Source organism: Clostridium sp. DMHC 10 (assembly GCF_001270375.1).
GTDB lineage: Bacteria > Bacillota > Clostridia > Clostridiales > Clostridiaceae > Clostridium_S > Clostridium_S guangxiense.
Genome location: NZ_LGVB01000015.1, coordinates 281295 through 304717, shown reverse-complemented (window position 1 = coordinate 304717; position 23423 = coordinate 281295). Strand labels below are relative to the sequence as shown.

Annotated in this window: 16 protein-coding genes, 3 pseudogenes and 1 riboswitch; of the genes and pseudogenes, 5 read left to right on the top strand and 14 right to left on the bottom strand. The window is 30.3% G+C overall.

Annotated features, from left to right (window positions below):
* The first annotated feature begins 304 nt into the window (after nucleotides 1–304).
* A complete protein-coding gene (locus tag AGR56_RS03440) occupies nucleotides 305–1291 on the top strand; it encodes an HD domain-containing phosphohydrolase (RefSeq protein WP_084756853.1) in 987 nt (328 codons plus the stop codon).
* A 600-nt stretch (nucleotides 1292–1891) separates the two neighbouring features.
* Here the strand turns inward: AGR56_RS03440 and AGR56_RS03435 are convergent.
* Nucleotides 1892–2080: pseudogene (locus AGR56_RS03435) on the bottom strand (ATP-binding cassette domain-containing protein); the annotation flags it as partial.
* Between the two features lie 447 nt (nucleotides 2081–2527).
* On the opposite strand from AGR56_RS03435, the gene AGR56_RS03430 reads away from it, so the two are divergent.
* The 4 genes and pseudogenes from AGR56_RS03430 to AGR56_RS03415 all read left to right on the top strand — a co-directional run bounded on the left by AGR56_RS03430 (nucleotide 2528) and on the right by AGR56_RS03415 (nucleotide 6940).
* Nucleotides 2528–4105 carry a PTS transporter subunit EIIC gene (locus AGR56_RS03430; RefSeq protein ID WP_053241148.1) on the top strand — a complete coding sequence of 526 codons (1578 nt, stop codon included), beginning with the start codon at nucleotides 2528–2530 and terminating at the stop codon, nucleotides 4103–4105.
* Nucleotides 4106–4194: 89 nt separating this feature from the next.
* Nucleotides 4195–5520, top strand: a complete 1326-nt coding sequence (locus tag AGR56_RS03425) for a 6-phospho-alpha-glucosidase (protein ID WP_053241147.1) — start codon at nucleotides 4195–4197, stop codon at nucleotides 5518–5520.
* A gap of 122 nt (nucleotides 5521–5642) precedes the next feature.
* Nucleotides 5643–6415, top strand: a pseudogene (locus AGR56_RS03420) (MurR/RpiR family transcriptional regulator).
* A 28-nt stretch (nucleotides 6416–6443) separates the two neighbouring features.
* Nucleotides 6444–6940: pseudogene (locus AGR56_RS03415) on the top strand (PTS glucose transporter subunit IIA).
* Between the two features lie 67 nt (nucleotides 6941–7007).
* Here the strand turns inward: AGR56_RS03415 and AGR56_RS03410 are convergent.
* The 13 genes from AGR56_RS03410 to AGR56_RS03350 form a co-directional block, all read right to left on the bottom strand.
* Complete coding sequence (locus AGR56_RS03410) at nucleotides 7008–7532, bottom strand: class I SAM-dependent methyltransferase (protein ID WP_053241146.1); 525 nt, start codon at nucleotides 7530–7532, stop codon at nucleotides 7008–7010.
* A 125-nt stretch (nucleotides 7533–7657) separates the two neighbouring features.
* Nucleotides 7658–7858: riboswitch (SAM riboswitch) on the bottom strand.
* Between the two features lie 171 nt (nucleotides 7859–8029).
* Complete coding sequence (locus tag AGR56_RS03405) at nucleotides 8030–8737, bottom strand: hypothetical protein (RefSeq protein ID WP_053241145.1); 708 nt, start codon at nucleotides 8735–8737, stop codon at nucleotides 8030–8032.
* 187 nt (nucleotides 8738–8924) lie between these two features.
* Complete coding sequence (locus AGR56_RS03400; protein WP_242851281.1) at nucleotides 8925–10475, bottom strand: MutS family DNA mismatch repair protein; 1551 nt, start codon at nucleotides 10473–10475, stop codon at nucleotides 8925–8927.
* Between the two features lie 420 nt (nucleotides 10476–10895).
* On the bottom strand, nucleotides 10896–11933 hold the full coding sequence (locus AGR56_RS03395; protein WP_053241144.1) for a winged helix-turn-helix domain-containing protein: 1038 nt from the start codon (nucleotides 11931–11933) through the stop codon (nucleotides 10896–10898).
* A 454-nt stretch (nucleotides 11934–12387) separates the two neighbouring features.
* Entirely contained in the window at nucleotides 12388–13731 is a 1344-nt protein-coding gene (locus AGR56_RS03390; RefSeq protein WP_053241143.1) for an MFS transporter, read from the bottom strand.
* Nucleotides 13732–13899: 168 nt separating this feature from the next.
* Entirely contained in the window at nucleotides 13900–14844 is a 945-nt protein-coding gene (locus tag AGR56_RS03385; protein WP_242851280.1) for a zinc-binding alcohol dehydrogenase family protein, read from the bottom strand.
* A gap of 358 nt (nucleotides 14845–15202) precedes the next feature.
* Nucleotides 15203–16276: a mannonate dehydratase gene (gene uxuA, locus AGR56_RS03380; protein WP_053241142.1), complete on the bottom strand. Its 1074-nt coding sequence runs from the start codon at nucleotides 16274–16276 to the stop codon at nucleotides 15203–15205.
* A gap of 19 nt (nucleotides 16277–16295) precedes the next feature.
* Nucleotides 16296–17909: a mannitol dehydrogenase family protein gene (locus tag AGR56_RS03375; RefSeq protein WP_053241141.1), complete on the bottom strand. Its 1614-nt coding sequence runs from the start codon at nucleotides 17907–17909 to the stop codon at nucleotides 16296–16298.
* Between the two features lie 189 nt (nucleotides 17910–18098).
* Entirely contained in the window at nucleotides 18099–18767 is a 669-nt protein-coding gene (locus AGR56_RS03370) for a GntR family transcriptional regulator (RefSeq protein WP_053241140.1), read from the bottom strand.
* A 445-nt stretch (nucleotides 18768–19212) separates the two neighbouring features.
* On the bottom strand, nucleotides 19213–20178 hold the full coding sequence (gene glpX / locus AGR56_RS03365) for a class II fructose-bisphosphatase (RefSeq protein WP_053241139.1): 966 nt from the start codon (nucleotides 20176–20178) through the stop codon (nucleotides 19213–19215).
* Between the two features lie 477 nt (nucleotides 20179–20655).
* On the bottom strand, nucleotides 20656–21276 hold the full coding sequence (gene dhaL / locus AGR56_RS03360) for a dihydroxyacetone kinase subunit DhaL (protein ID WP_053241138.1): 621 nt from the start codon (nucleotides 21274–21276) through the stop codon (nucleotides 20656–20658).
* A gap of 388 nt (nucleotides 21277–21664) precedes the next feature.
* Nucleotides 21665–22666 carry a dihydroxyacetone kinase subunit DhaK gene (locus tag AGR56_RS03355; RefSeq protein WP_053241137.1) on the bottom strand — a complete coding sequence of 334 codons (1002 nt, stop codon included), beginning with the start codon at nucleotides 22664–22666 and terminating at the stop codon, nucleotides 21665–21667.
* Between the two features lie 15 nt (nucleotides 22667–22681).
* Nucleotides 22682–23344 carry a class II aldolase/adducin family protein gene (locus AGR56_RS03350; RefSeq protein ID WP_053241136.1) on the bottom strand — a complete coding sequence of 221 codons (663 nt, stop codon included), beginning with the start codon at nucleotides 23342–23344 and terminating at the stop codon, nucleotides 22682–22684.
* Nucleotides 23345–23423: the final 79 nt, after the last annotated feature.

Below are 23423 nucleotides of genomic sequence, written 5' to 3'. Positions count from 1 at the left end.
AAAAGTAATTTTATGTAAAATAAATATATAATTATATTTATACAAAAGCTTCATTAATTATGATTAACGCAGGTATTCTAGGGAGTCATTTCATGTTTAACACGCCAACTTCATCTTCTTATTTTTATAACAATAAAAATATAATTCTATCTATACAAATATGGCAACTATAAGCGCTTACACCTCTAATTGCATTGAATTTATTTACTCAATAATAAAATATAAAAATAAAGGATGGTGAAAGTCGTTATCACTTTATTAGAATATACAAATATTTTAATATTTTCAAATAACGAAATACTTTATGAAATTAGTCGTACTAAATAAGAAACTAGATGGAGAAACTTTAGCTGTAGCATTATATAATACGAATGGTATCCTATACATGAATAAAGGCGTAATACTTAATGAAATTGCAATCAAAAAAATTCAAAAAATGGGCATAAATACTGTTTATGTAGAAGATGGCAGCGATGAATTTACACTTCAGCAAGTTATAGATCCATCTAAAAAAATAACTATTATAAGAAAATTAAATGAAAAATTTAAAATTGCAAAAAAAGAAGCAGCAATTAAATACAGTGAAATTGAAAGCATCGCCAATGAATTAATTGAAAACATAAATTTATCCGAGAACGCCTTTCTTTTTAATAACATAGGAAAATTAGATGATAGCTTAAATCTAGAGATTCATTCAATTGATGTAGCTATACTAACATTAATGGTTGGAATAAATAAAAATTACAGCGGTTCTAAGCTATTAAACTTATGCATAAGTGCACTTCTTCATGATGTTGGCAAATTATTCAAGCCAGGTAAAGAGCATGTGAATGCAGGGTACAAGCTATTAAAAAAGACGAATGACTTTCCCTCCACAACTGCAATTGGTATACTTCATCATCATGAAAGAGTAGATGGTAAAGGTTATCCAGAAGGATTAGAAGAAGATAAAATATATGAATTTGGCAAGATTATATCAATATGTGATGAATATGCAAACTTAACATACGGAGAGAATGCATATTTTCCATTAGAAATTATTGAAAAAATAACTGCTGATACAAACCAAAAATATGATTTTACAATATATAAAGATTTTACTGCTTCAATATATTGTTATCCAAATGGCATTAGAGTTTCACTTACAAATGGCATTGAAGGAAAAGTAATTATGCAAAATAAGGGTTTTCCTCTTCGTCCAGTTATACAGGTAGTCATTAAATCTAAAAAATATTTTGTAAATCTATTATCCGAAAATAGCTTAGCAATAGATAAAATACTAATAGAATAATGCGAAGTAAAAGTATCTTAAAATATTGAATAAAATTAATAAATCTAAGATAAAAAACTTTAAAAGCCTAAGAAGTTTCAATAACTCGCTAGAAAAATGCTTAAACAATTGAAACATCTAAGGTTTTTTTAAGTTTTCTACCTAAGATTTATAAAATTTTATTTAAACTATTTCTTCAATACTTTTACTTCTCATTACACGGTAGTTTAAGTAACATTTTCCTACGTACCTACGGAAAATTGCACTGCGATTTAAGTTTGTACCAGTTATTTTATGACATTTTAAATTAAATATTTATGCATTTTAAGATTAAGATTTATGTATTATTTACAAAAAAATCCTCCATAAATCTATGTTAATAATTAGCTTTTTTATTTGCTTTGGAGTTTCACCTATAGATCTCAAAATTCCAAAATGTTTTATTCCCTCCATAACTGATATATTAAAAGAATTATATATAAGTGCAGCACTAGATACCACTATTATGCTTACTAAAAATACTATAATCTTAACTATAAAATTATTTCTAAGTTCATTTGGACTTTGAAAATAAGATCTTAAATCTTCTATCCTTTATACCTAAAATATCCATTATTGCTTCAAGATAATTTTTGTCCACTGCTTTTCACCCCCTCCAACAATATGAAGAAAAGTACTTTTGCCAGAACCACTTGGTCCTACAACTACTTCAAATTCTCCTTCATTTACGGTTAAATTTATATTTTTTAGAGCCTCTACTCTTGTATTTCCATTTTCATATCCTCCTATAGTCCAAATAAGCGGCAGCAAAAGACTATACTCTTAAAGTATTCCTTCAAAAATTTTAAACATAAACATTTCAACTCCAATCATTATAACTTCAATTATTATAATAATTCTTTTTATTACCCTAGCATAAATTGTTCATTACAAAAAAGTAATAAAAAAAAGTTTTTATATTTAGCCTAATACAAAAAATATTTCAAAAACTTCCTCTTAAAATTCGTATATGCCATATAAAGTTATATTTTAAAATATAGCTTAAAAAATACATTTCAATATAGAAAACGTTTAAAACATGTTACAACTAAGCATAACAAGTTTCATAATGTCCGAAAAGTATTTTTTTTTATAAAATATTTGATAAATTAAAACTGTAAAAAGTAAACAAAATTTACTAGCAGCTGCTAAAATTTTTTAAAACGCATTATTAAAAATATAAACCTGTTAAATAATATTTATAAAAGAGGGATAATTATGAAAGAAAAAATATTAAACGGCATGCAAACATTTTCACGAGCAATTATTGTTCCAGTACTTTTTCTTCCAATCGTTGGTATAATAATTGCATTGTCATCAATTTTAAGCAATCCTGCAATTGTCGGTCATACTAACTTCTTAATAAACATAGGAAATTTTATTTCAAGTGGTTTATGGCCTATAATGAACAATCTTAGTTTAGTTCTTTGTGTTGGTATAACAATGGGGCTTGCAAGAGAAAAAAAAGCTGAATCAGCATTAATATCACTGCTTTCTTTTTTAGTATTTCTTGGGGCAGATAATCAATGGTTAAAACTCACAGGAAAGCTCGTAAAATATAAAGCCACTTCAGACTTATATGGGACTGGTCAAACCGTCATACTTGGTTTTCAAGTAATAGATATGGGTGTGTTCTTAGGAATAATTTTAGGAATCCTAATAGCTATTATTCATAATAAATTTTGCAACACTGAATTTCCTGGTGCATTTTCGTTTTATGGCAACACACGATTTGTATTTATAGTACTAGTACCAATCCTTCTAGTTCTCGCTATAATTTTAAGTTACATTTGGCCTGTTATTGCAATTGGTATTAACAGTCTTACAAACTTTATTAATGTTTCTGGTTATATTGGAGTATTTATTTATGGTTTCCTCAACAGAGTCCTCATTCCAACAGGACTTCATCATCTAATATGGACTCCATTTTCTTACTCAAATATAGGTGGCACCTTAACAATTGCTGGCAAAACATACTATGGTGCCTATAATATATTCTTAGCGGAATTAGGTAACTCATCTTCCAAACTATTTGATCCATCTGCAAAATATCTTCAATATGGAATGGTCAAAATGTTTGGATTAATTGGTGCATCACTTGCCTTTTACAAAACTGCAAAACCACAAAATAAACAAAAAGTAAAAGCCCTACTTATACCTGCTGCTGCAACTTCTTTTCTTGTAGGAATTACTGAGCCTCTTGAATTTACATTTTTATTTGTAGCTCCTATCTTATGGGTGATATATTCTATATTTGATGGATTGTTTCAAACAGTAGCAGTAATCTTTGGAGCAAGATGCTATGCAGCTGGAGGAATGATAGACTTTTTAGCTTATAATCTTCCCGCAGGAATATCTAAAACGAGATATCCTGTATTTATACTTGTAGGTCTCATAGAAATAGTTGTTTTTTATTTTCTTTTTACTTTCTTAATAAAGAAAATGAATCTAAAAACTCCTGGTCGAGAAGATGCTGCAGAAGACGTTAAACTTCACACAAAGGCTGATTATAAAGCTAAAATAAATAAATCTACTAAAAGCACAAATGAAAAAGGTGACGACATAGCCTTTACAATTGTTGAAGCATTAGGTGGTAAAACTAACATAGAAACTGTTAACAATTGTTTTTCAAGACTTAGAGTAGATGTCAAAGACCCAAGTATTATAAATGAAACTACATTGAAAAGCACAGGTGCTTCTGGAGTAATAAAAAATGGTAATAACATTCAAGTAATATATGGTCCTAAAGTAAGTAATATAAGAAATAAGGTAGATAAATACCTTGATAATAACTAAAAATTTCAGTCAGTATTCAGTTTTAATTATATAAAATTTTATTTTTAGAACTGTTATATATAAAAATAAGATAGAAAGAGGGAAATACTATGAAAAAATTTTCAGTAACAATAGCTGGCGGAGGAAGTACATTTACCGCTGGAATAGTCTTAATGCTTCTCGATAATTCAGAAAGATTTCCAATAAGGAAGCTGAAATTATACGATAACGATAAAGAGAGACAGGATATTGTAGCAGAAGCTTGCAAAATAATTCTAAAAGAAAAAGCTCCTGAAATTGAATTCAAGGCTACTACAGAACCTGAAGAAGCCTTTACTGATATAGACTTTGTAATGGCACATATAAGAGTTGGAAAATATGCTATGCGTGAACTTGACGAAAAGATACCGCTTAAATATGACGTAGTTGGACAAGAAACTTGTGGACCCGGAGGAATTGCTTATGGAATGAGATCTATCGGCGGAGTTATAGAAATACTTGATTATATGGAAAAATACTCTCAAAATGCTTGGATGCTTAACTACTCAAATCCAGCTGCAATAGTAGCAGAAGCAACTAGAAGATTAAGACCTAATTCAAAGATACTAAATATTTGTGATATGCCAGTTGGACTAGAAAATCGTATGGCTCAAATAGTAGGACTAAAAAGCCTTAAAGATCTTTATGTTCGCTACTATGGCTTAAACCATTTTGGTTGGTGGACAGATGTAAGGGACAAATCTGGTAACGATTTAATGCCTAAACTTAAAGAACATATTTCAAAATATGGATATGTTGTAAATAAGGAAGAACGTAAAAGTGATGAAGCTAGTTGGCTTGAAACTTATGAGAAAGCAAAAGATGTATATGCTCTTGATCCAGAAACAATCCCAAATACTTATTTAAAATACTATTTATATCCTGATTTTGTTGTAGAACATTCAAATAAAAACTACACAAGAGCTAATGAAGTAATGGACGGTAGAGAAAAATTCGTATTTAGTGAATGTAGAAAAATAGTTAAAGAAGGAACTTTTAAAAATTCAAAACTTGAAGTTGAAGAACATGCTTCATTCATCGTTGATCTTGCAACTGCAATAGCTTTTAATACAAAAGAAAGAATGCTTCTTATAGTTCCAAACAATGGCGCAATAGTAAATTTTGATAGCACAGCAATGGTTGAAATACCTTGTTTAGTCGGAAGTACTGGTCCTGAACCTCTTTCTGTTGGCAAAATACCTCAATTCCAAAAAGGACTCATGGAAGAACAGGTATCTGTTGAAAAATTAGTTGTAGATGCTTGGATTGAAGGCTCTTATTTAAAATTATGGCAAGCACTTACACTTTCAAAAATTGTTCCAAATGCAACCGTTGCAAAAAAAATATTAGATGATTTAATCGAGGCAAATAAAGATTACTGGCCAGAATTAAAATAATAAAATAATAATAAGGAGCTGTCCCAATATAGTAATTATCCACATGGCAGTTCCTTATTTTCAACACTCTTGTATAAAAAAAAAATTATTTAATATACTTTATATAAGAGGTGAATTGAATCATGGCTAAAATTGATATAAGTAAAATAGTTTACAAAAACCATCTTACCAAAATAGAAGAAAACATATTAATATACATAATAAATAATATACAAATTGTTAAAAAAATTGGAGTAAGGGGAATCGCCAAAAAACATTATACAAGCACTTCAACTATAATGAATTTGTCTAAAAAATTAGGTTATTCAGGATTCTTAGATATGTACTACAATTTATTTTTCACTCTAAAAGCTAAAAATATTCCGCAAAATAATGATGTTACCAACGAATACTTCGGCATAAATGTAAATGAATTGTTATCACTAATAGACATCGACAATATAAACAAATTTGTAAACTTACTTGAAAAAAATAAGCATGAAATAATGTATACCTGTGGTCAAGGATTTTCTATACCAATAATAGAATACATAAATAAAAAATTACTTATATCTGGTTTCCGATGTATTTTAAGTGATGCATACGAAAATTACGATGTAAATGCACAAAATGCTAAATTATTAATTGTAGTTTCAAAATCCGGAGAAACTGATTTTATTATAAACGCTGCAAAACTTGCCAAAAAAACAACATTAAAATAGTATCTTTTACAAATCAAACAAATAATACTTTAGCAAGCTTATCCTTTATTAATTTTAAAATATATGATAAGCACGTTATGGATGATAGAAATAAAATACCAAATTCTTTTTATCCTAATGTACTTATGTTATTTGAAGTTATATTTAGTCAATATTTAAAAAAATCTAAAACAAATCCTAAAAATCAGAAATAATTTAGGTTAAAAATCAGGAGGGATTAAAATGTTCAGCAAATTAAAAAATATAATAACAAACAAAAAAAATGAAAAAATCACCAAATTTTTTAGTACCAGTATCTGGTGAAATAATAAGTTTAGATACTGTAGATGATGACGTCTTCTCTCAACGCATGATGGGTGATGGTTTTGCAATAATACCTTCAGATGGAAATGTATTTTCTCCTTTCGATGGTATAGTGACAAGCATCTTTCCAACTAAACACGCAATTACAATTAAAAATAGTGATGGTATAGAAGTATTAATTCATTTTGGACTTGATACAGTTAACTTAAAAGGTGAAGGTTTCACCGCTCACGTCTCAAGTGAAGATAGAGTTAAGGCCGGAGATCTTATATTAAGCGTTGATATAGCCTCAATAAAAGATAAAGTAAAATCTTTAGTTGTTCCTATAATATTTTTAGATTTAAAAGAGAGAAATTTTTACATATAATAAACAAAATGTAAATTGTAAAGACACAAATGCTGTATTTATAAAATAATTTATAAAAGATTTTAACGACAATATAGGTGTTAAAATCTTTTATTTAGGCTTCCTTAATTTTTTTACTATGGTTTTTTAAATACGATTTTGAATATCTTATCATACTGTTCTTCACTTTCAATTTTAAAACCAGCTTTTTTTCCTAGTCTTTTAAAATACTTTAAATCCTGCTCATTATTTTTTTTCATCACACCATATGATGTCTCAATTAGACCATTAGGTGTATCTATCTCAAGTTCTATGATAAATATATCCTTTTTACCATCATCCTCCTTTGGAATAACCGCATCCCACAATACAAAACTCGAACCGCTTTTTATCACTCTGTATATTTCATTAAATACCTTTTTATGTTCATCTTTATCAATAAACATCATTGTAAAAAATGATGTTGCCACATCAAAACATTTATCCTCAAATTTTAGATCTGAAGCATCCATAATCATTTTCACCGGTCCTTCTGCTGCAGCATCAAGTTCATCTTGCCTTTTATCTATGGCTGTTACTCTTTTTCCATATAAACCGCCAATTACACCTTCACCGCCGCCGCCAATATCTAAAATTTTTTCTCCTTCTATATCCTTTTTCAAAATTAATTTTTGTTTTTTACAATATCTATCCTATCTTTTCCGTTCAAATTATTCACCTCTCCAAAAATAAAAGCCATTTTCCTTTTAAAAGAAAACAGCTTTTATAACAGACTTTTATCACCATTTTCTTATCTTCCAAATTACTTTGCAGGAATTAACACCGTGCATACAATAGTGAAACTAATTCAACTATTAACTTATACATCATAAAAATCTCTACCAATTCCATCCTTTTATAATGTATAATTTAAGTTTCACAATAATTTCTCTTTAATGCCGGTTGTCGGGTTTCACAGGGCCAGTCCCTCCACCACTCTTGATAAGATAATTTATAGTATTCTTATATGTTTAGTTAAATTATATAGCTAAATATACTCAATGTCAAGGATTGGCACTGCTCTATATTTAAAAGAAATAATAATATTGAAGAAGTGATTTAAATAAAATACATACTGTATAACTATATGTTCCAAGTAACGTAATGGTGTTTCAAAATATTACTTCACCTGATTTTGTAACCAGTCTAAACTATCCATATAAAAGAAGCCTAAACCTAATAAATTGAAAGCTGATATAACTAAACAAATTATAAAATATATTAAAATTCCCACTATACTCCCTCTAAGCAAAACATATACAAGTGCAGGTATAATCCCTAAAAGTATATTGTATCCAAAAATTTTAAGCTTATATCCTTTAGAAAGCTTTGCACTTAAGCTAATAACTTCTAAAATTCCAAGTTTAGGATTATCAATCATAACGATAAATGCAAATATAAACATATAAGTAAGTATTACACCTGGAATTACAAGCAATATATAACCTACAATCAGTATTATTGTCATAAGTAAGCTTAATCCTATTGATTTTAATACCATATTCTTCTTAAAACAAACAAGTATATCTGAAAATACAATCTCATGTGTATCTTGATAATTTCTTGCTATATAATAAGTTCCCACACTAAGCGGTATACAAATTGCAAAAATCATTACCAAATATACAATTATGCAAAGTAAAACTTCACCTATAGAAAATCCAGATAGTATAGTTACACTGCCAGTTATTAATCCCGAAAAAAGGCATATAATGAAAAATACTAAGGATGGTATAAGCATAGCCAAAACAAACTTCGCTATATTACCTGCTCCGATAGAAATAACATTTGAAAGAACTTTGAATACTGATATTCTTTCTTTATACATAAAATCCTCCTAGATAAATAATTTATATAATATCACCTTATATGTATACTAGAATTTTCTTTACATAATGCTTTTTATAATTAATTTCCATAAAAAAAGACCTACCATTAAAAGATAGATCTAAATTTTTAATCTTTCAAAACACTATTGATTTTTGCAAATTTTATTATATCTGAAAATGATAATGTTACTCTATAATATCTATTCCAATCATTTTCATAAGATATTTAGCATTAGTGGTATCTGAACGTCCTTTTTTAAGTTTATAATCAAACTTTATTTTATTTCCCTCATAGCTTTCTGAGAAATGGTAATTTTTAATTCTGTTTTTATCATCATACTCAAGATTGCATAATTCAAAGTCATGAGTAGAAATAAGTCCAAATACCCATTTTTCATTGAGACTTTTAAGAACACTTTTTGCCCCTACTATCCTGTCATTCGAATTAGTACCACGGAATATCTCATCTATTAAGAAAATCATTGGATGCTTTGTTTTTATATTTTCTATCATCTTTTTCATTCTAATAAGTTCAACATAAAAAGTAGACATTCCCCTGTTTAAATCATCAGTTATTCTCATAGAGGTATATATATCAACAACAGAGCAAGTAAGCTTTTTGCCACATACTGGTGCTCCTGCATATGCAAGAACAAGATTAATTCCAACTGTTCTTAAAAAAGTAGTTTTTCCAGACATATTTGAACCAGTAATTATAAAAATACTATCTGTCATATCAACATCATTATATATCCTAGTTTTTTCATCGATTAATGGATGCCCAATTTCTTCTCCAGAAAACACTAGCTGTTCCTTTGAGAATTCTGGGAATGTAAGCTTTGAATTTAAATGAAACACAGCAGAAAGACTAGATAAACTCTCAAACTCTCCTATTACATCAAGCCACTCTCTTATGTATTTTCCATATTTAGATTTCCAATTTTCAAATTCAAAAAGTCTATGGTAATCCCAAAAAAATATAACGCTCAATATTACATATCCAATTATATTGCTTGTGTATTCAATTCTTTCAACTATAGAGGTAAGCTCTTTAAGAATTGTATTAGCACTTTTTCCATCAAATATGAGTTTTTCTTTGAGCTCCTTTAAATATGGGCTTTTAAATTCCTCATTTTCTATTAGCTTCAAAATATTAAAATAGGATTCTAAATCGTTTTTTCTTTTATATATCGGTCCTAATACTGGAGATATCTTAGCATATCCAATTCCATTTATGAGAAGATGAATTGTAAAAAACAATCCTATATAACCATAATATCTATCTAATTTATAATAAACAATAATAATAGACGTTATTATTGTTATAACTGGAACCACCCATGATATTATTTTAGCTATAGGGCTAGAAAAAGCCCTTTTTAAATTTTCAACATAATCTAATAGCTGCGTTGGATTCTCAACTGTGTTTTTATTTATAATACCTTCGCCTTCAATTTTTTGGGTAAAATCAAGTTTTTCTCCAAGCTCTCTTACAGCTTCCTGTCTTTCTTTTATTTTATTAATATCCTTATCAGGATTTTTCAAGATTGCTATTAATTTTTCTCTACCAAAGAAGGTTTTTGTAGTATTTATAAGCTGAAAAAGAGACTTTTCACCTAGTATATCAAGGTCAGTAAGATATGGTTTTTCCTCATCGACCTTGTCAATGCCACAGTCCTCAAATGAAGTCCATGTACCATCAAGCCTTTTTAAGTACTTTTCATTAACCTCTATCATGTTTTTTATTCTTAAAAGATTATAAGATATTTTACTGTGAATACTTAATAAATATATAAATAATATGTAAGATAGTACTGTTCCGAAAATCATAAATATAGATAGACTTTTAATGACAAGGTATGTAAAGCATGCTGCAAGTATAAAAGCTGCAAATCTAAGTAAACTTATTAATCCATAACTTTTTTTTATTCTTGGCTTCCTCGCTCTTAAAATGATCTATACGTTTTAAAAATTCATCTTTCATTTTCATAAAAATATTGTCCTTTCTGCTCCTCATAATTATATAGAACATTATAACATACAAAATAAATAATATTAGAAGTATTCACAAATATTTCAAAAAAATTAACACCAGTAAGCTTACTGATGTTAACTTCGCAATTACAGACTTATATTAATTTTTCCCTGTAAAATATTCTACTTATTTTCGGCGTGAGGAAGCTGACTTATATCAAGGTTCTCACCAATCCAACTTAAAAATTTTTTAATTTCATTGCCGTTTGCACTAAAATATTTAATATTTTTTATTCTTTCTTCACTTATTATTCCAACGCTTCTCAACAATTCAAGATGATGTGATATTGTTGGAGTTGTTAAATTTACTATTTCAGAAATTTGTTTACCATACATTGGTTCCTTCATTAAAAGTTTCAATATTTCAAAACGTGTACTATCAGAAATAACCTTAAGTACTTGAAACATTTTATCAACTTTGACTTCTGCACTTTCTATCATCTTATATGCTAAAACCTGAATATCACTCATATACCTTACATACCTTCCAATTAAAAAATATGATGGTATAAATATGTATTCTTCATATGGATCTTTTCTTCTAAAATTTCTACCCATTATGTTTTGAGATATTTCAATAGGTTCATTTGATTTTAACTCATTTTCCAATTTTATGAATTCGTTTTTATAGCTGTCATATAAATTATCCATAAGCTTATTAAATTCATCTGTATAAAATTCTAAAGTGCACTTTAAAATCATATCCAAAAACTCTTGCCTATTATTAACTATAAATTTAAAGCAATCCAAATCATCACATAAATATTTGTATCCGTAAAAAAATTCTTCTAGATTTCTGTCATTTTTTAAAACCTTTTTGATTTTTTCCTCGTTTATTTCAAGTCCCCAAAAATTATAAAAAAATGATTCTTTTGTAGTATTCTTTACGCTTTCTATGTATTTTTCAACGTCATCAAACTCTCTATTTAAATATAAAAACTCAAAAATTCCATATCCACCATCTTTAAGAGACTTTATTAAAACTTCTAAATTTTTATATTTGCTTGTCACTTCGTCCACAAATGTTTTTCCATATACTTTTTGGACTAAACCCTTACATTCTTCATCCTTATTAAAGATACTTAAAGTTATACTTATAAGTTCTATTACCATAGATTTCTTTAAATATACTTTAGGTGCTTTTTCCTCAAAATTGTTCATAATACCATCCTTTTAACACTAAGTATTTAATACTTATCCATAATTAGCTTTGCCTCATTATGTTATAATTATAGCATAGTTTTTTAATAATATAGCAGAAAATTTAGTTATTGTTTAATAAAATCATTATCAAAGTCTGTATTATCAATAATAGACGGAAATTAATCCTATAATTGAAATTCCAGAAAATGAAATATATGATAACATAAAAAATCACCACATAATTAAAATTAAAGAATTTATTGATACTATGAATGACAAATTATAAACTTTAATATTTTAAAATGTTAAAACTTATAATTTGCTACTTATACTATAACTCCTCAAATTACTAAAAATATTAAGAAAGTTCATGTGAGTTTTTTTATTTCACGCAAACTTCCTTAATATGTCAATTTAGCTAAAAATTAAATATTAATTAATATTAAAATGTGCATGTCAAATATATCTAAAGTTACATTGCATCATCTAAATCGTTTAAATCTCTTCCGGTAACGTCTTCAGAAACATAAGAACTAAAGAAGGTGCTTAAAGAAAAAATAATTAGCATTATAGCAACTGGAATCCAACTACCTGACATTGCTGATACCCAACTAGCTGCAATTAAGGGACCAAAACCAGTAGCTATAACTCCTGCTACTTCTTTAGCAAGTGAAACCAAAGTAACTCTATTTTTTGATCCAAATAATTCGCTTAGCATTACATTTTCCAAAGCAAATATTCCTTGACAGCCAACATTCAAACCGATTACCAGTGCAATAGTCAGTAAAACAACATTTTTTGAATTAATCAACATCATCATTGGGATTGAATAAACTGCCATTGCCAATGACAAAATCATATATATTTTTCTTCTTCCAAATTTATCGCCAAGATATCCAACCACAGGAATAGTTATAAAAGATACTAAAGATGAAATAATATTTGCATCTGTTGCAATTGTTTTTTGCATCAAAAGGACAGTAACAACAAAACCAGCTAAATATGTTTGTAAAATACCGCTATTTCCAGCTTGTCCAAAACGTAATCCTAGTGCAACTAAAAAACTCTTTTTTCCTTTTCTATTAGCCTCAACTGATTTGCCATTCTTCCCTATTTCCTGTCTTTCTTCTAAAAGCAGCTTTTTCTTCTCTGCCATAACCGGACTTTCTTTAACGAAAATTCTAATTAAAATTGCTGCAATCATAACAATAAAAGATGCAAAGAATGGAATTCTCCATCCCCACGCAAATAAATCATTTTCATTAATATTCGTCAAAATGACAGTCCAAATTAAATTTGCTAATAATGTCCCAGATGAAGTTCCTAAACAAACTAAACTACCAATTAAACCTCTATTTTTCACTTTTGAAAATTCAGCAACCATAACACCGGCACCACTTATTTCTGCTCCAGCACCTAAACCCTGGAAAATTCTTAGTATAACTAATCCAATTGGAGCTAATATACCAACTTTTTGATAAGTAGGCAGGAAACCTATGAGTGTTGATGTAAGACCCATAAGAGTTATAGTAATAAAAAGAACTGCTCTACGGCCTACTTTATCACCAATTCTTCCAAATATATATGCTCCGACTAACCTAGCAATATATCCAGCTCCATATGTTCCCATCGACATTATTAAACCTATGGCAGGACTTGCATTTGGAAAAAATACCTTATTAAAAACAATAGCAGCTGCAAGAGAATACAACTGAAAATCCATGAATTCCATTGCTGTTCCAAGCCAGCCACTTGCAGCAACTTTAACCAATTCTTTTGTTTCAATTTCATAAGTATCATTACCATTCTTCTGCATTTTTAATACACCTTCCTTACTATTTACAAAAATTAACTTTATCTTCCCGCACTTAACCTTAGATGTTTATAAACAAAAAGCAATTTTAACTAATCATCAAAAGTAAGAATCATTTTTTTAACCTCTTCAGGGTGTTCATTAATAAAATCAAAAGCTTGTTGAATTTGATCAAAATTTAAATCTATGCGTAATTAATCCATCATTTTTTAACATTCCAGATTCCATTAAACGAATGACATTAGCAAATTGATATGCTTGTAGTCTAGTGCCCACAACAGTTAATTGATTTTTAGTAATAGGAAGTTGAGGAATTTGTGATGCTTTTTCAGAAAATCCCAAAACAACAATTGTACCAGCTGGTGATATCAAATCAAAGCTAACTTCAAATGTCTTTGTAGATCCAACTGCATCAATAACTTTATTTACGCCTTCACCATTTGTCCAATCTTTAACTGCTTCTTTAATATCTTCCTTAGCAATATTGACAACTCTATCTGCTCCATTTTCTTTAGCAAATTTTAACTTATCCTCAACAACATCTGTTATCATTACGGATGCACCCTTTATCTTAGCCAATTTAAGTATGCATACCCCTATAGGGCCTGCTCCTTGAATAAGTACAGTATCTCCGACACCAACATTACCACGAGCTGTTGAATTAGCACCAATCGTATATGGTTCAGTTAATACTGCAGTATCCCAATCCAAATCCTTATTCATTACATGACATTGTTTTTCAGATACTGTGAAATATTCTCTCATGCCACCATCCTCATGAACACCAAATACAGATAGATCCTTACATACATTAGGCATACCATGACGGCACGCGTAACATTTTCCACAATAGTTAATTGGTTCAATTACAACATGATCACCAACATTAAGATTTTTTACATCGCTGCCTATTTCAACAACTTCACCAACAACTTCATGTCCCATAACTCTTGGTAGTACAGCTAATGGATTTTCACCATGATATAGATGAACATCAGACCCACAAATGCCAACTCTCTTTGTTTTTATCAAAACATCATCTGATTTTATAACTTTAGGTATCTCAACTTCTTCCACCCTAAGATCGTCTTTCGCATAAACTCTTGCAATTTTCATAACTTTTTCCTCCTATTTTTGTGTTAATTTCGTAAAATTTTATTTATTAATAAAGCCAAATTAATAATTTTAACTTAGAAACTTTATTAAAAATCTGTTGTAATAAAAAAACGTCAATATCTAGTAAACATTTGATATTTTAAATATGACCTTAAACTTTTGTACTAGAAAAACGTTTTTATGCATATTAAAAAATAAAAAACTGTTTTAAATGCATTTGTTAATTAATTTAATTTGTGTTATATTAAGCCTTGAAAACATTTTATATTAGACATTTCATACATAATTTGTTATATTCGGATGGTAGTCCTTATAATAGCAAATTGTGAAATGTCTTTTTTTATTTAAATAAATTAATTTATTTACTCGTTTTTTTAATTGCTTCCCACAATCCATTTAAGTATGCTACTCCAAGAGCTCTGTCGTACAAACCGTATCCTGGTCTTGCTTTTTCTCCCCATAACATTCTTCCATGGTCAGGTCTTATATAGCCTTCAAAGCCTACGTCATGATATGCCTTCATTATTTCAAACATATCGAAGTCTCCATCGCTTGAAAGGTGAGATACCTCGTGGAAATGTCTTTCGCCTACAAATTTTATGTTTCTAACATGACCGAAGTGTATTCTTCCCATAGCACCAAAGTGTCTTATAATTTCAGGAATGTTATTCTTTCTTTCACATCCAAGTGCACCACTGCATAGACAAAGTCCGTTGTATGGGCTGTCCACAAGCTTAACTATCCTATCTAAGTTTTCCTTTGAATGTACTATTCTTGGAAGTTCAAATATTCCCCATGCAGGGTCATCTGGATGAACTGCCATTTTAACGTCGTATTTTTCGCAAGTAGGTATTATTCCTTCAAGAAAATACTTGTAGTTTTCAAATAATTTTTCTTCATCTACATCTTTATAAAGTTCAACAACTCTTTTTAATTCCTTAAGTCTTTCAGGTTCCCAACCAGGAAGTGTAAAGCCATTAGAATTTTTTGTTGTAGCTTCTACTAATTTTACTGGGTCCATTCCCCTTAATTTAGCATCATCATAATCCATAGCTTCAGAACCATCAGGAAGCTTCATTGCAAGGTCTGTCCTAAGCCAATCAAATACAGGCATGAAGTTATAGCATATAACCTTTACTCCAGCTTTTGATAAGTTTTTGATTGTTTCTTTGTAATTTTCTATATATTTATCTCTTGAAGGTAAGCCAAGCTTTATGTCTTCGTGTACATTTACGCTCTCTATAACTTCAAGCTCTAATCCATGAGCTTCTATGTTCTTCTTGTACTCCATTATTGTATCAAGTGGCCATAATTCTCCTGCTGGAATATCTGATAAAAAGCCTACAACTCCTGTAACTCCTGGTATTTGACGTATTTGGTCAAGTGTGACGCTGTCATCATTTTCACCGAACCATCTAAATGTCATTTTCATAAAAACACCTCTTTCTTCATTATTTTAAATATTTATTTAGTGTATTTCTTACTGCCTTTGGTCCTACAAGCATTTCTTCAAAGTAATTTTCAACTTTCTCGCCAAGACCTATTTCATAGAGATCTGATCCAAAGATGGCTTTATTTGAAAGTATAGGTTTTAAGGAACCTTTGATGTATTTTTTGCCTAGTTCTACTTCTGATAAATATTCTTTTAAACTTTCTAGAAGTGGGTCAGAGCTAATTTCAAAAATTTTACCATCGTCATCTACTCCAAGAAGGTATCGTAACCAGCCTGCAATAACAAGTGGTATATATTTAAGTGACGTTACATCCAAATCTGATCTCTTTACATATTCCTTAATTGTTTCTCCGAATCTTATACCAACCTTTTGTGAGGTATCTGTGGCAATTCTTTGAGGAGTATCAGGAATAAATGGATTTGGAAGTCTTACTTCTATAACCTCTTTTATAAAATCCTTAGGGTTAAGTATCTTAGGGTCTGTAACTACAGGCATACCTTCTTCATAGCCTATTTTGTTTACAAGTGCTGATAAGCAGTCATCTTTCATTTCATCAGCAATAAGAGTATATCCAAGTACGCAGCCGAAAACTGCCAAAGATGTATGAAGAGGGTTAAGGCATGTGCAAACCTTCATTCTTTCAACTCTTTCAACGGTTTCTCTGTTTGTGAAATATACTCCAGCATCCTCAAGAGCAGGTCTTCCATTTGGAAAACTATCTTCAACAACTAAGTATTGCGGTCCTTCAGCATTTACAAAAGGTGCTATATAAGTATGTTTGCTTGTTATAATAAGAGATAGATTAGTAAGGCCAAGCTTAGTTAATTTTTCTTCTACTATATCAGAAGGTCTTGGGGTAATCTTGTCTATCATGCTCCAAGGGAAGGTTACTTTAGTAGTATCGTTTAAATAGTCAACAAACTCCTTCTCGACAAGCTTGTTTTCAGCCCATTTAGTTGCTATTGTGTTTATTGAAGCATATAATTTTTCTCCATTGTGAGAGCAGTTATCCATACTAACTACTGCAAGTGGAAGTTTTCCAGCCTTAAATCTAGTGTACAAAAGAGAAGTAACCTTTGACATAACGTTATTTGGCTTAGCTGGTCCATTTTTTATATCCTGTGCTACTTCAGCTGAGAAATCTCCAGATAAACTCTTTAAGTTATATCCTTTTTCAGTTATAGTAAAGCTTATCATTTTAAGTGAAGGATTTTCGAATATCGAATTTAATCTAGCCCAATTTTCTTTTCTTTCAGTATCTGCTGCAATGCTTTCTCCTATACTTGCAATTACTGCATTCTTTAATTTTCCGTTGGGTTCCATAATCACCTGTAAGCTTAAGTTATTAAATGGTGTATATATTTTGTCTATGATTTCATAGTCATAAGTTTCAACAGCAACAATTCCAGATTTTTCTTTCCCTGAATTTAAAAGTGTTTGTTCTAGTGCAGCTATAAAACCTCTGAAAATATTACCTGAACCAAAATGCACCCAAGCTGGATTTGCTTTAGTTTCCTTAGCCATGTTTTCATAAGAGAATTTAGGAAGTTCAATATCTGCACTTTTCCATGCTTCTTTATCTTTAATGCCTTTACTACTTAAATTTAACATAATAAAATTACCTCCTCATAAATTAATGTTTTTAGTAAACCATTTCATTTAAAATACACCAATAATAATTAATAGCATATAATTTGTAGTTGTGTTAAAATTAAAACGATTATTATTTATTGAAAGAGGAGATGTTATTTTTATATACTTTTGCAGAAGTATTTTAACACCCCTCTTTTAAACCAATTATTATTTAAAATACTCAGGATAGTTTTCTTTTATTTTCTTTAAATTGTAGTTAACCATTGTTAGATGGTTTTTCATAATTTCATCAGCAGCCTCAGGCTTTTTATTCTTTATTAAATCGATGAGAGCTGAGTGCTGAGAAGTTATATCATCAACTTTTAAATTAGAAGCCAGCGTCAGCATACGAATACGTTGAAAATCCATTTCAACCTGGCAAATCGTATTCCAGGTTCTTAACTTATTGCAGCCTTCAAAGATAGTCCTATGAAAATCTTCATCAGCTTTAAAAGCTCCTATATAATCCTTATTTTTGATGCACATCTTTTGAACTTTTACACTCATTTCAAGAGATATTAGCTTCTTTTCCGAAAAATCTGTTGTGCAAGCTAGTTTAACTACGGCTCTTTCCATATGCTCACGTAAAAATCTTGCTTCCTCTACTTGAGAAAGATCAATTAATGAAACAAATGTACCCTTTTGAGGATAGATATCAAGGAGACCCTCTTGAGAAAGAAGTAAAAATGCTTCTCTAACAGGAGTTCTGCTTACATCAAACTTTTCTGAGATACCCTTTTCAGAAATGCTAAGACCTGGTTTTAAATTTAATTTTATAATCTCTTCTTTCAAAATTTGATATAATTTTTTGCTTGTTAATTTTTTTTCCCGTTTCAAAAATCATCTATTAACTCTCCTTTTGGCTTACCATACAACCATACTTGTATGGTAGCTATAAATAATTATAGCATATAATACGATAAATTCAATATATTTTTATGATTTTAATTTATATTAATTCTTAGTACAATAATCTACAGCCTAAGATAGCTTAAAATATATAAGTATTTTGTTATTTTTTGCCAACATTTAGATGAATATCCTAATGCTTAAAAAGTTATAATATTTACTGCTTGCGGTATTCTGCAAGCTACTAACAATAAGTTAATAGTAAAGGAAGATTTTCCTCTCACAGAAAATCCTCCTTGCCTTTTAGTACTGAAACTAGTAAAATTCATATATACCAAAATACCCAAAATATCGAATTTTGATATACATGAACTTTAAGTTTCACATTAATATATCTTTAGTAACATAATAACTTAAATAGAATTTATTAATTTTATTTATTTTTGTAAGACACTATGTTACTTCGCATTGTCTTTATAAACCTTGTTGTCCTATCTTTTAAATTCATTACCATAGTATAAGTTATAGCTTGATTATTATTAAAAATTACACCATCCAAAAATTCACATTTAGTAATTCCTGTAGCAGAAAAGTATACCTCATCGCCTTTAACAAGATCATCTAATGTGAACATTTTCCCAATATCCTTAATACCCATTTCAAAACATCTATTTATCTCTTCAGTAGTATATGGTTTTAGTCTACACTGCATATCTCCGCCTAAACATTTTATTGCCGCAGCAGCTATTACTCCTTCTGGTGCCCCTCCTGTTCCCATAAATATATCCACACCTAAATTTTCCAGTCCACATGTTAAAATAGCTTCTACATCACCTTCGCCAAATACTTTTACCTTTGCACCTATTCTTCTAGCATCTTCAATTATATAGTTATGTCTATCTCTATCTTGAAGTAAAACTGTAAGTTCTCTTACATCCTTACCTAGCGCTTTTGCAGTGTTTATCATATTTTCTATTGGAGATTTTCCTATATCTATTACACCTTTGGCACCTCTACCTACTGCTATCTTTTCCATGTACATGTCTGGAGCATGAAGAAGAGTCCCCTTTTTTCCCATAGCCACAACAGCTATTCCATGAGACAATCCTTTTGCTATTAATGTAGTACCATCTACTGGGTCTACAGCTATATCCATCTCTGGCATATCCATTTCCCATTTTCCTACCTTCTGTCCTATATAAAGCATTGGTGCTTCATCCAGCTCACCTTCTCCAATTACCACAGTTCCCCTTATAGGCATAGAGGCAAATGCATCATTCATACCATCTACTGCTACACCATCTGCTTCATTTTTATCTCCTCTACCAACAAGCTTTGCCGATCTAATTGCCGCCGCTTCAGTAACCTTGGCAAGACCAATAATCATATCACCGTCCATTTTCTCACCCCCAATTCTTTATCACACAAATTAAAAAGATTGCGAACTAACAGTATCTTGAGATGTTAAATGAAAACTATAAATCTAAGGCGATGATTGTCAAAATTCTAAGAAGTTTCAATAACTCGCCTGTGGCTCAAACAAATTGAAGCTTCTAAGCCTTTTAACAATCATTGCCTAAGATTTATTAGCTTTCATTTAAATCATCTCTTCAATACTGTTACTTAGCTAAACCGGAAATGCAAGGTAAATTTTTCTACGGTTGCCTACGAAAAATACTCTATAATCACTGTTAATCAATAAATGAGTGGACAAGTTCACACCAAAAATTCCGTAGGTACGGAGGAATTTTTTCCTTGCACTACCGTGGAAGTGAAGTAACAATGCTGAAGGAATGATTTTAAAAAATTCTAATAAATTTTTCAGCCTTAGATTTATAGAATTTTTTTAACATGACGAAGCATTGTTACTTCACACTTAAAAGCTTTGCGCAATTCCTTTAAATATAAACATAACTGCAACTGCTCCTGAATCTGGTCTTCCAAGGGACTTTTCTCCATAGTATGCAGCTCTTCCATGAACTGATTTTATTTGTTTTGTATTTTCGACACCCTGTTTTGCTGCTTCATAAGCTTTTTCAAAAGCTGCTTTTGCAGCTTGGTTTTCTTCTGCTGCCTTTTCAAGTGCTCTTACTGCTGGATCTAAAGCATCAAGCATTGTCTTTTGTCCTACTTTAGCCTTTCCCCTTTCCATAACTCCATTTACAGCGGCCCTTCCCATTTTTGAAGCAGTTAAAAGATCTACTTCTGCTTTTCCTTTTGCTTCTTTAGCTGCTTTTAGAAAACATATCGATATTAAAGTTCCCATAGTAGATGGCACAGTTGAGTTCATTTTCATTCCAAGCTTCATCATTACCGTACCTATATCATCTGAATCTACATTATTAACTTCATCATACATAGTTTTAAATCCGGTTGACATTGTTAATCCAAGATCTCCATCGCCCATAGCACCATCAAGTTCTATAAGATACTCTTTTTCTTCATTCATGACCTTAGTTATTTCTCCAAGTATTTTTTTCAAAAATTCTTTATTCATTTTTCACCCTCCAATTAATTATGCTATAGATAGACAACGTGAAACTTGAAAATTATAAGTTCCAGCTTTATCCTGACAAACTGGAAGTTGATTCAGAGCACAGAGTACAAAGTACAGAGTACAGTAAAGGTAGATTTACCTTTCGTTACTCTCAGGTAAATCTTAGAACTTAATAGTGTCAGCTGCGCTGAACACTATATTTTAAGCGCTTTGCGTGCATTAAGTTTAAGATTTTTTGTAGCAACAGCGGAGAAAAATCATCCTTCACTGTACTCTGTCCTCTGTACTTTGTACTCTGAGTTAAATTCCAGTTTAACAGGATTAATTTGGCATTAGTCATTTTAACCTTTCAAGTTAATAAGTCTAATATTATACAAGTAATTTAAATCTATTCTTGTTTAAAAAATGGTGAATAAGCTTCAAAATCTAGCATTTCCTTTAGCTCGTCATCTAGTTTCAGAAGAGTTAATGACATACCTGCCATCTCCATTGAAGTAGCAAATTCTCCTATATAATTTCTGTATATTTTTATACCATTTTTATTTAATATCTCATAAGCTTTTCTATATGCAATATAAAGTTCTTCAAGTGAAGTCGCTCCAAGTCCATTAACAAGAACTGAAACTTCATCTCCTTCTTCAAATGGTAAATCTTCAATTATCTTATTTAACATGATTTCTACAATTTCATCATTAGTTCTAAGTTTTGTTCTTTCAATTCCTGGCTCTCCATGTATACCCATACCTATTTCCATTTCATCATCAGCAATAGCAAATGTAGGTTTTCCCGCTTCTGGAACTGTGCATGGACTTAAAGCAACTCCCATAGTTCTTGTGTTATTCACAGTTTTCTGAGCAATTCTTTTAACTTCATCAAGTGAATACATTTTTTCTGCTGCTGCTCCTGCTGTCTTATATGCATAGAAAAGTCCTGCAACTCCTCTTCTTCTATCTTCCTCACCCTTTGGTGCTGATGCAACATCATCTGTAACCAAAACTTCTTCAACTCTTATATCATCCATTGAAGCAAGATCTGCTGCCATTCCAAAATTCATTATGTCTCCACCGTATCTTCCATATAAGTGAAGAATTCCAGCTCCATTATCTATAGCTTTGTCCACTTCGTACATAGCTTCAGCACTTGGTGATGCAAAAACATTTCCAACAGTTACCCCATCAGCAAGCCCATAGCCAACATATCCAAGGAAGGTTGGAAGATGTCCTGAACCTCCACCTGTAGCAATTGCAACCTTACCAGGCCTCTTTTCATCCGCTCTAACTATACATCTGAAGTTATTATTAACCATTTTTAAACTTTCTGAATGTGCAAGGATAATTCCCTCTATAGTTTCCCTTGAAAAATCCTCTGCCTTATTCATTAATTTCTTCATAGTAATTCACCTCTCTTATCCTTTTAATTTAATTTCTGAAGGATATTCCCATTTTTGAAGTTCTTCTGGTGCAAATGAAGCTGGTTCTTTCCCTCCATTTATTGTAAGTGACCTATAATAAACCTCTGCTAACTCTTCTACATAGTGAGCTTTTAATAGTGCTTCTTCAGGATCTTTATCTACAGCTACTACTCCATGCTTTTCAAGAAGTATTGTATCTGCTCTTTTTATAGGTTCTATAACGCTGTCAGAAAGAGCTCTTGTTCCTGGTCTTCCATATGGTGCTACAGGTATTACAGCATCTTTAAGTCCAAGATTTGCACACTCATATATTATTGCTGGTATTGGCTTGTTAAGAACTGCAAAAGCTGTTGCAAAACGTGAATGTGTATGAGCAACTGCAAATATGTCATCTCTTGTTTTATAAAGTTCAAGATGCATTAAAACCTCACTTGTAGGTCTTAAACCTGTAACGTTTTCAATTACATTTGCATCTAAATCCATAACGCATATATCATGGTAAGTTAATATTTCTCTGTCTACACCTGTAGGAGTTACAACAACATACCCCGTTTCTTTATCTCTTATACTGAAGTTACCTGATCTATGTTTGCATAATCCAGATCTATCAGCCTCTTTAGCTATTTTAACAACTTCTTTTTTTAATTCTTCTAACATTAATATCACTCCATTCATATATTTTCATCTCTTATTACTTTTTGTTTTTGCCTGTTGCTTAAACAGTGCTCGCTTTGGG

What these genes read in the sequence shown, in the direction of transcription:
- AGR56_RS03375 (WP_053241141.1), bottom strand. Translation starts at nt 17,909, where the DNA reads ATGTTAAATTTAAGTAGTAAAGGCATTAAAGATAAAGAAGCATGGAAA.
- uxuA (WP_053241142.1), bottom strand. Translation starts at nt 16,276, where the DNA reads ATGAAAATGACATTTAGATGGTTCGGTGAAAATGATGACAGCGTCACA.
- AGR56_RS03440 (WP_084756853.1), top strand. Translation starts at nt 305, where the DNA reads ATGAAATTAGTCGTACTAAATAAGAAACTAGATGGAGAAACTTTAGCT.
- AGR56_RS03430 (WP_053241148.1), top strand. Translation starts at nt 2,528, where the DNA reads ATGAAAGAAAAAATATTAAACGGCATGCAAACATTTTCACGAGCAATT.
- AGR56_RS03425 (WP_053241147.1), top strand. Translation starts at nt 4,195, where the DNA reads ATGAAAAAATTTTCAGTAACAATAGCTGGCGGAGGAAGTACATTTACC.
- AGR56_RS03350 (WP_053241136.1), bottom strand. Translation starts at nt 23,344, where the DNA reads ATGTTAGAAGAATTAAAAAAAGAAGTTGTTAAAATAGCTAAAGAGGCT.
- AGR56_RS03390 (WP_053241143.1), bottom strand. Translation starts at nt 13,731, where the DNA reads ATGCAGAAGAATGGTAATGATACTTATGAAATTGAAACAAAAGAATTG.
- AGR56_RS03405 (WP_053241145.1), bottom strand. Translation starts at nt 8,737, where the DNA reads ATGTATAAAGAAAGAATATCAGTATTCAAAGTTCTTTCAAATGTTATT.
- glpX (WP_053241139.1), bottom strand. Translation starts at nt 20,178, where the DNA reads ATGGACGGTGATATGATTATTGGTCTTGCCAAGGTTACTGAAGCGGCG.
- AGR56_RS03385 (WP_242851280.1), bottom strand. Translation starts at nt 14,844, where the DNA reads ATGAAAATTGCAAGAGTTTATGCGAAAGACGATCTTAGGGTGGAAGAA.
- AGR56_RS03355 (WP_053241137.1), bottom strand. Translation starts at nt 22,666, where the DNA reads ATGAAGAAATTAATGAATAAGGCAGAGGATTTTTCAAGGGAAACTATA.
- AGR56_RS03395 (WP_053241144.1), bottom strand. Translation starts at nt 11,933, where the DNA reads ATGAACAATTTTGAGGAAAAAGCACCTAAAGTATATTTAAAGAAATCT.
- AGR56_RS03400 (WP_242851281.1), bottom strand. Translation starts at nt 10,475, where the DNA reads ATGATAGAGGTTAATGAAAAGTACTTAAAAAGGCTTGATGGTACATGG.
- dhaL (WP_053241138.1), bottom strand. Translation starts at nt 21,276, where the DNA reads ATGAATAAAGAATTTTTGAAAAAAATACTTGGAGAAATAACTAAGGTC.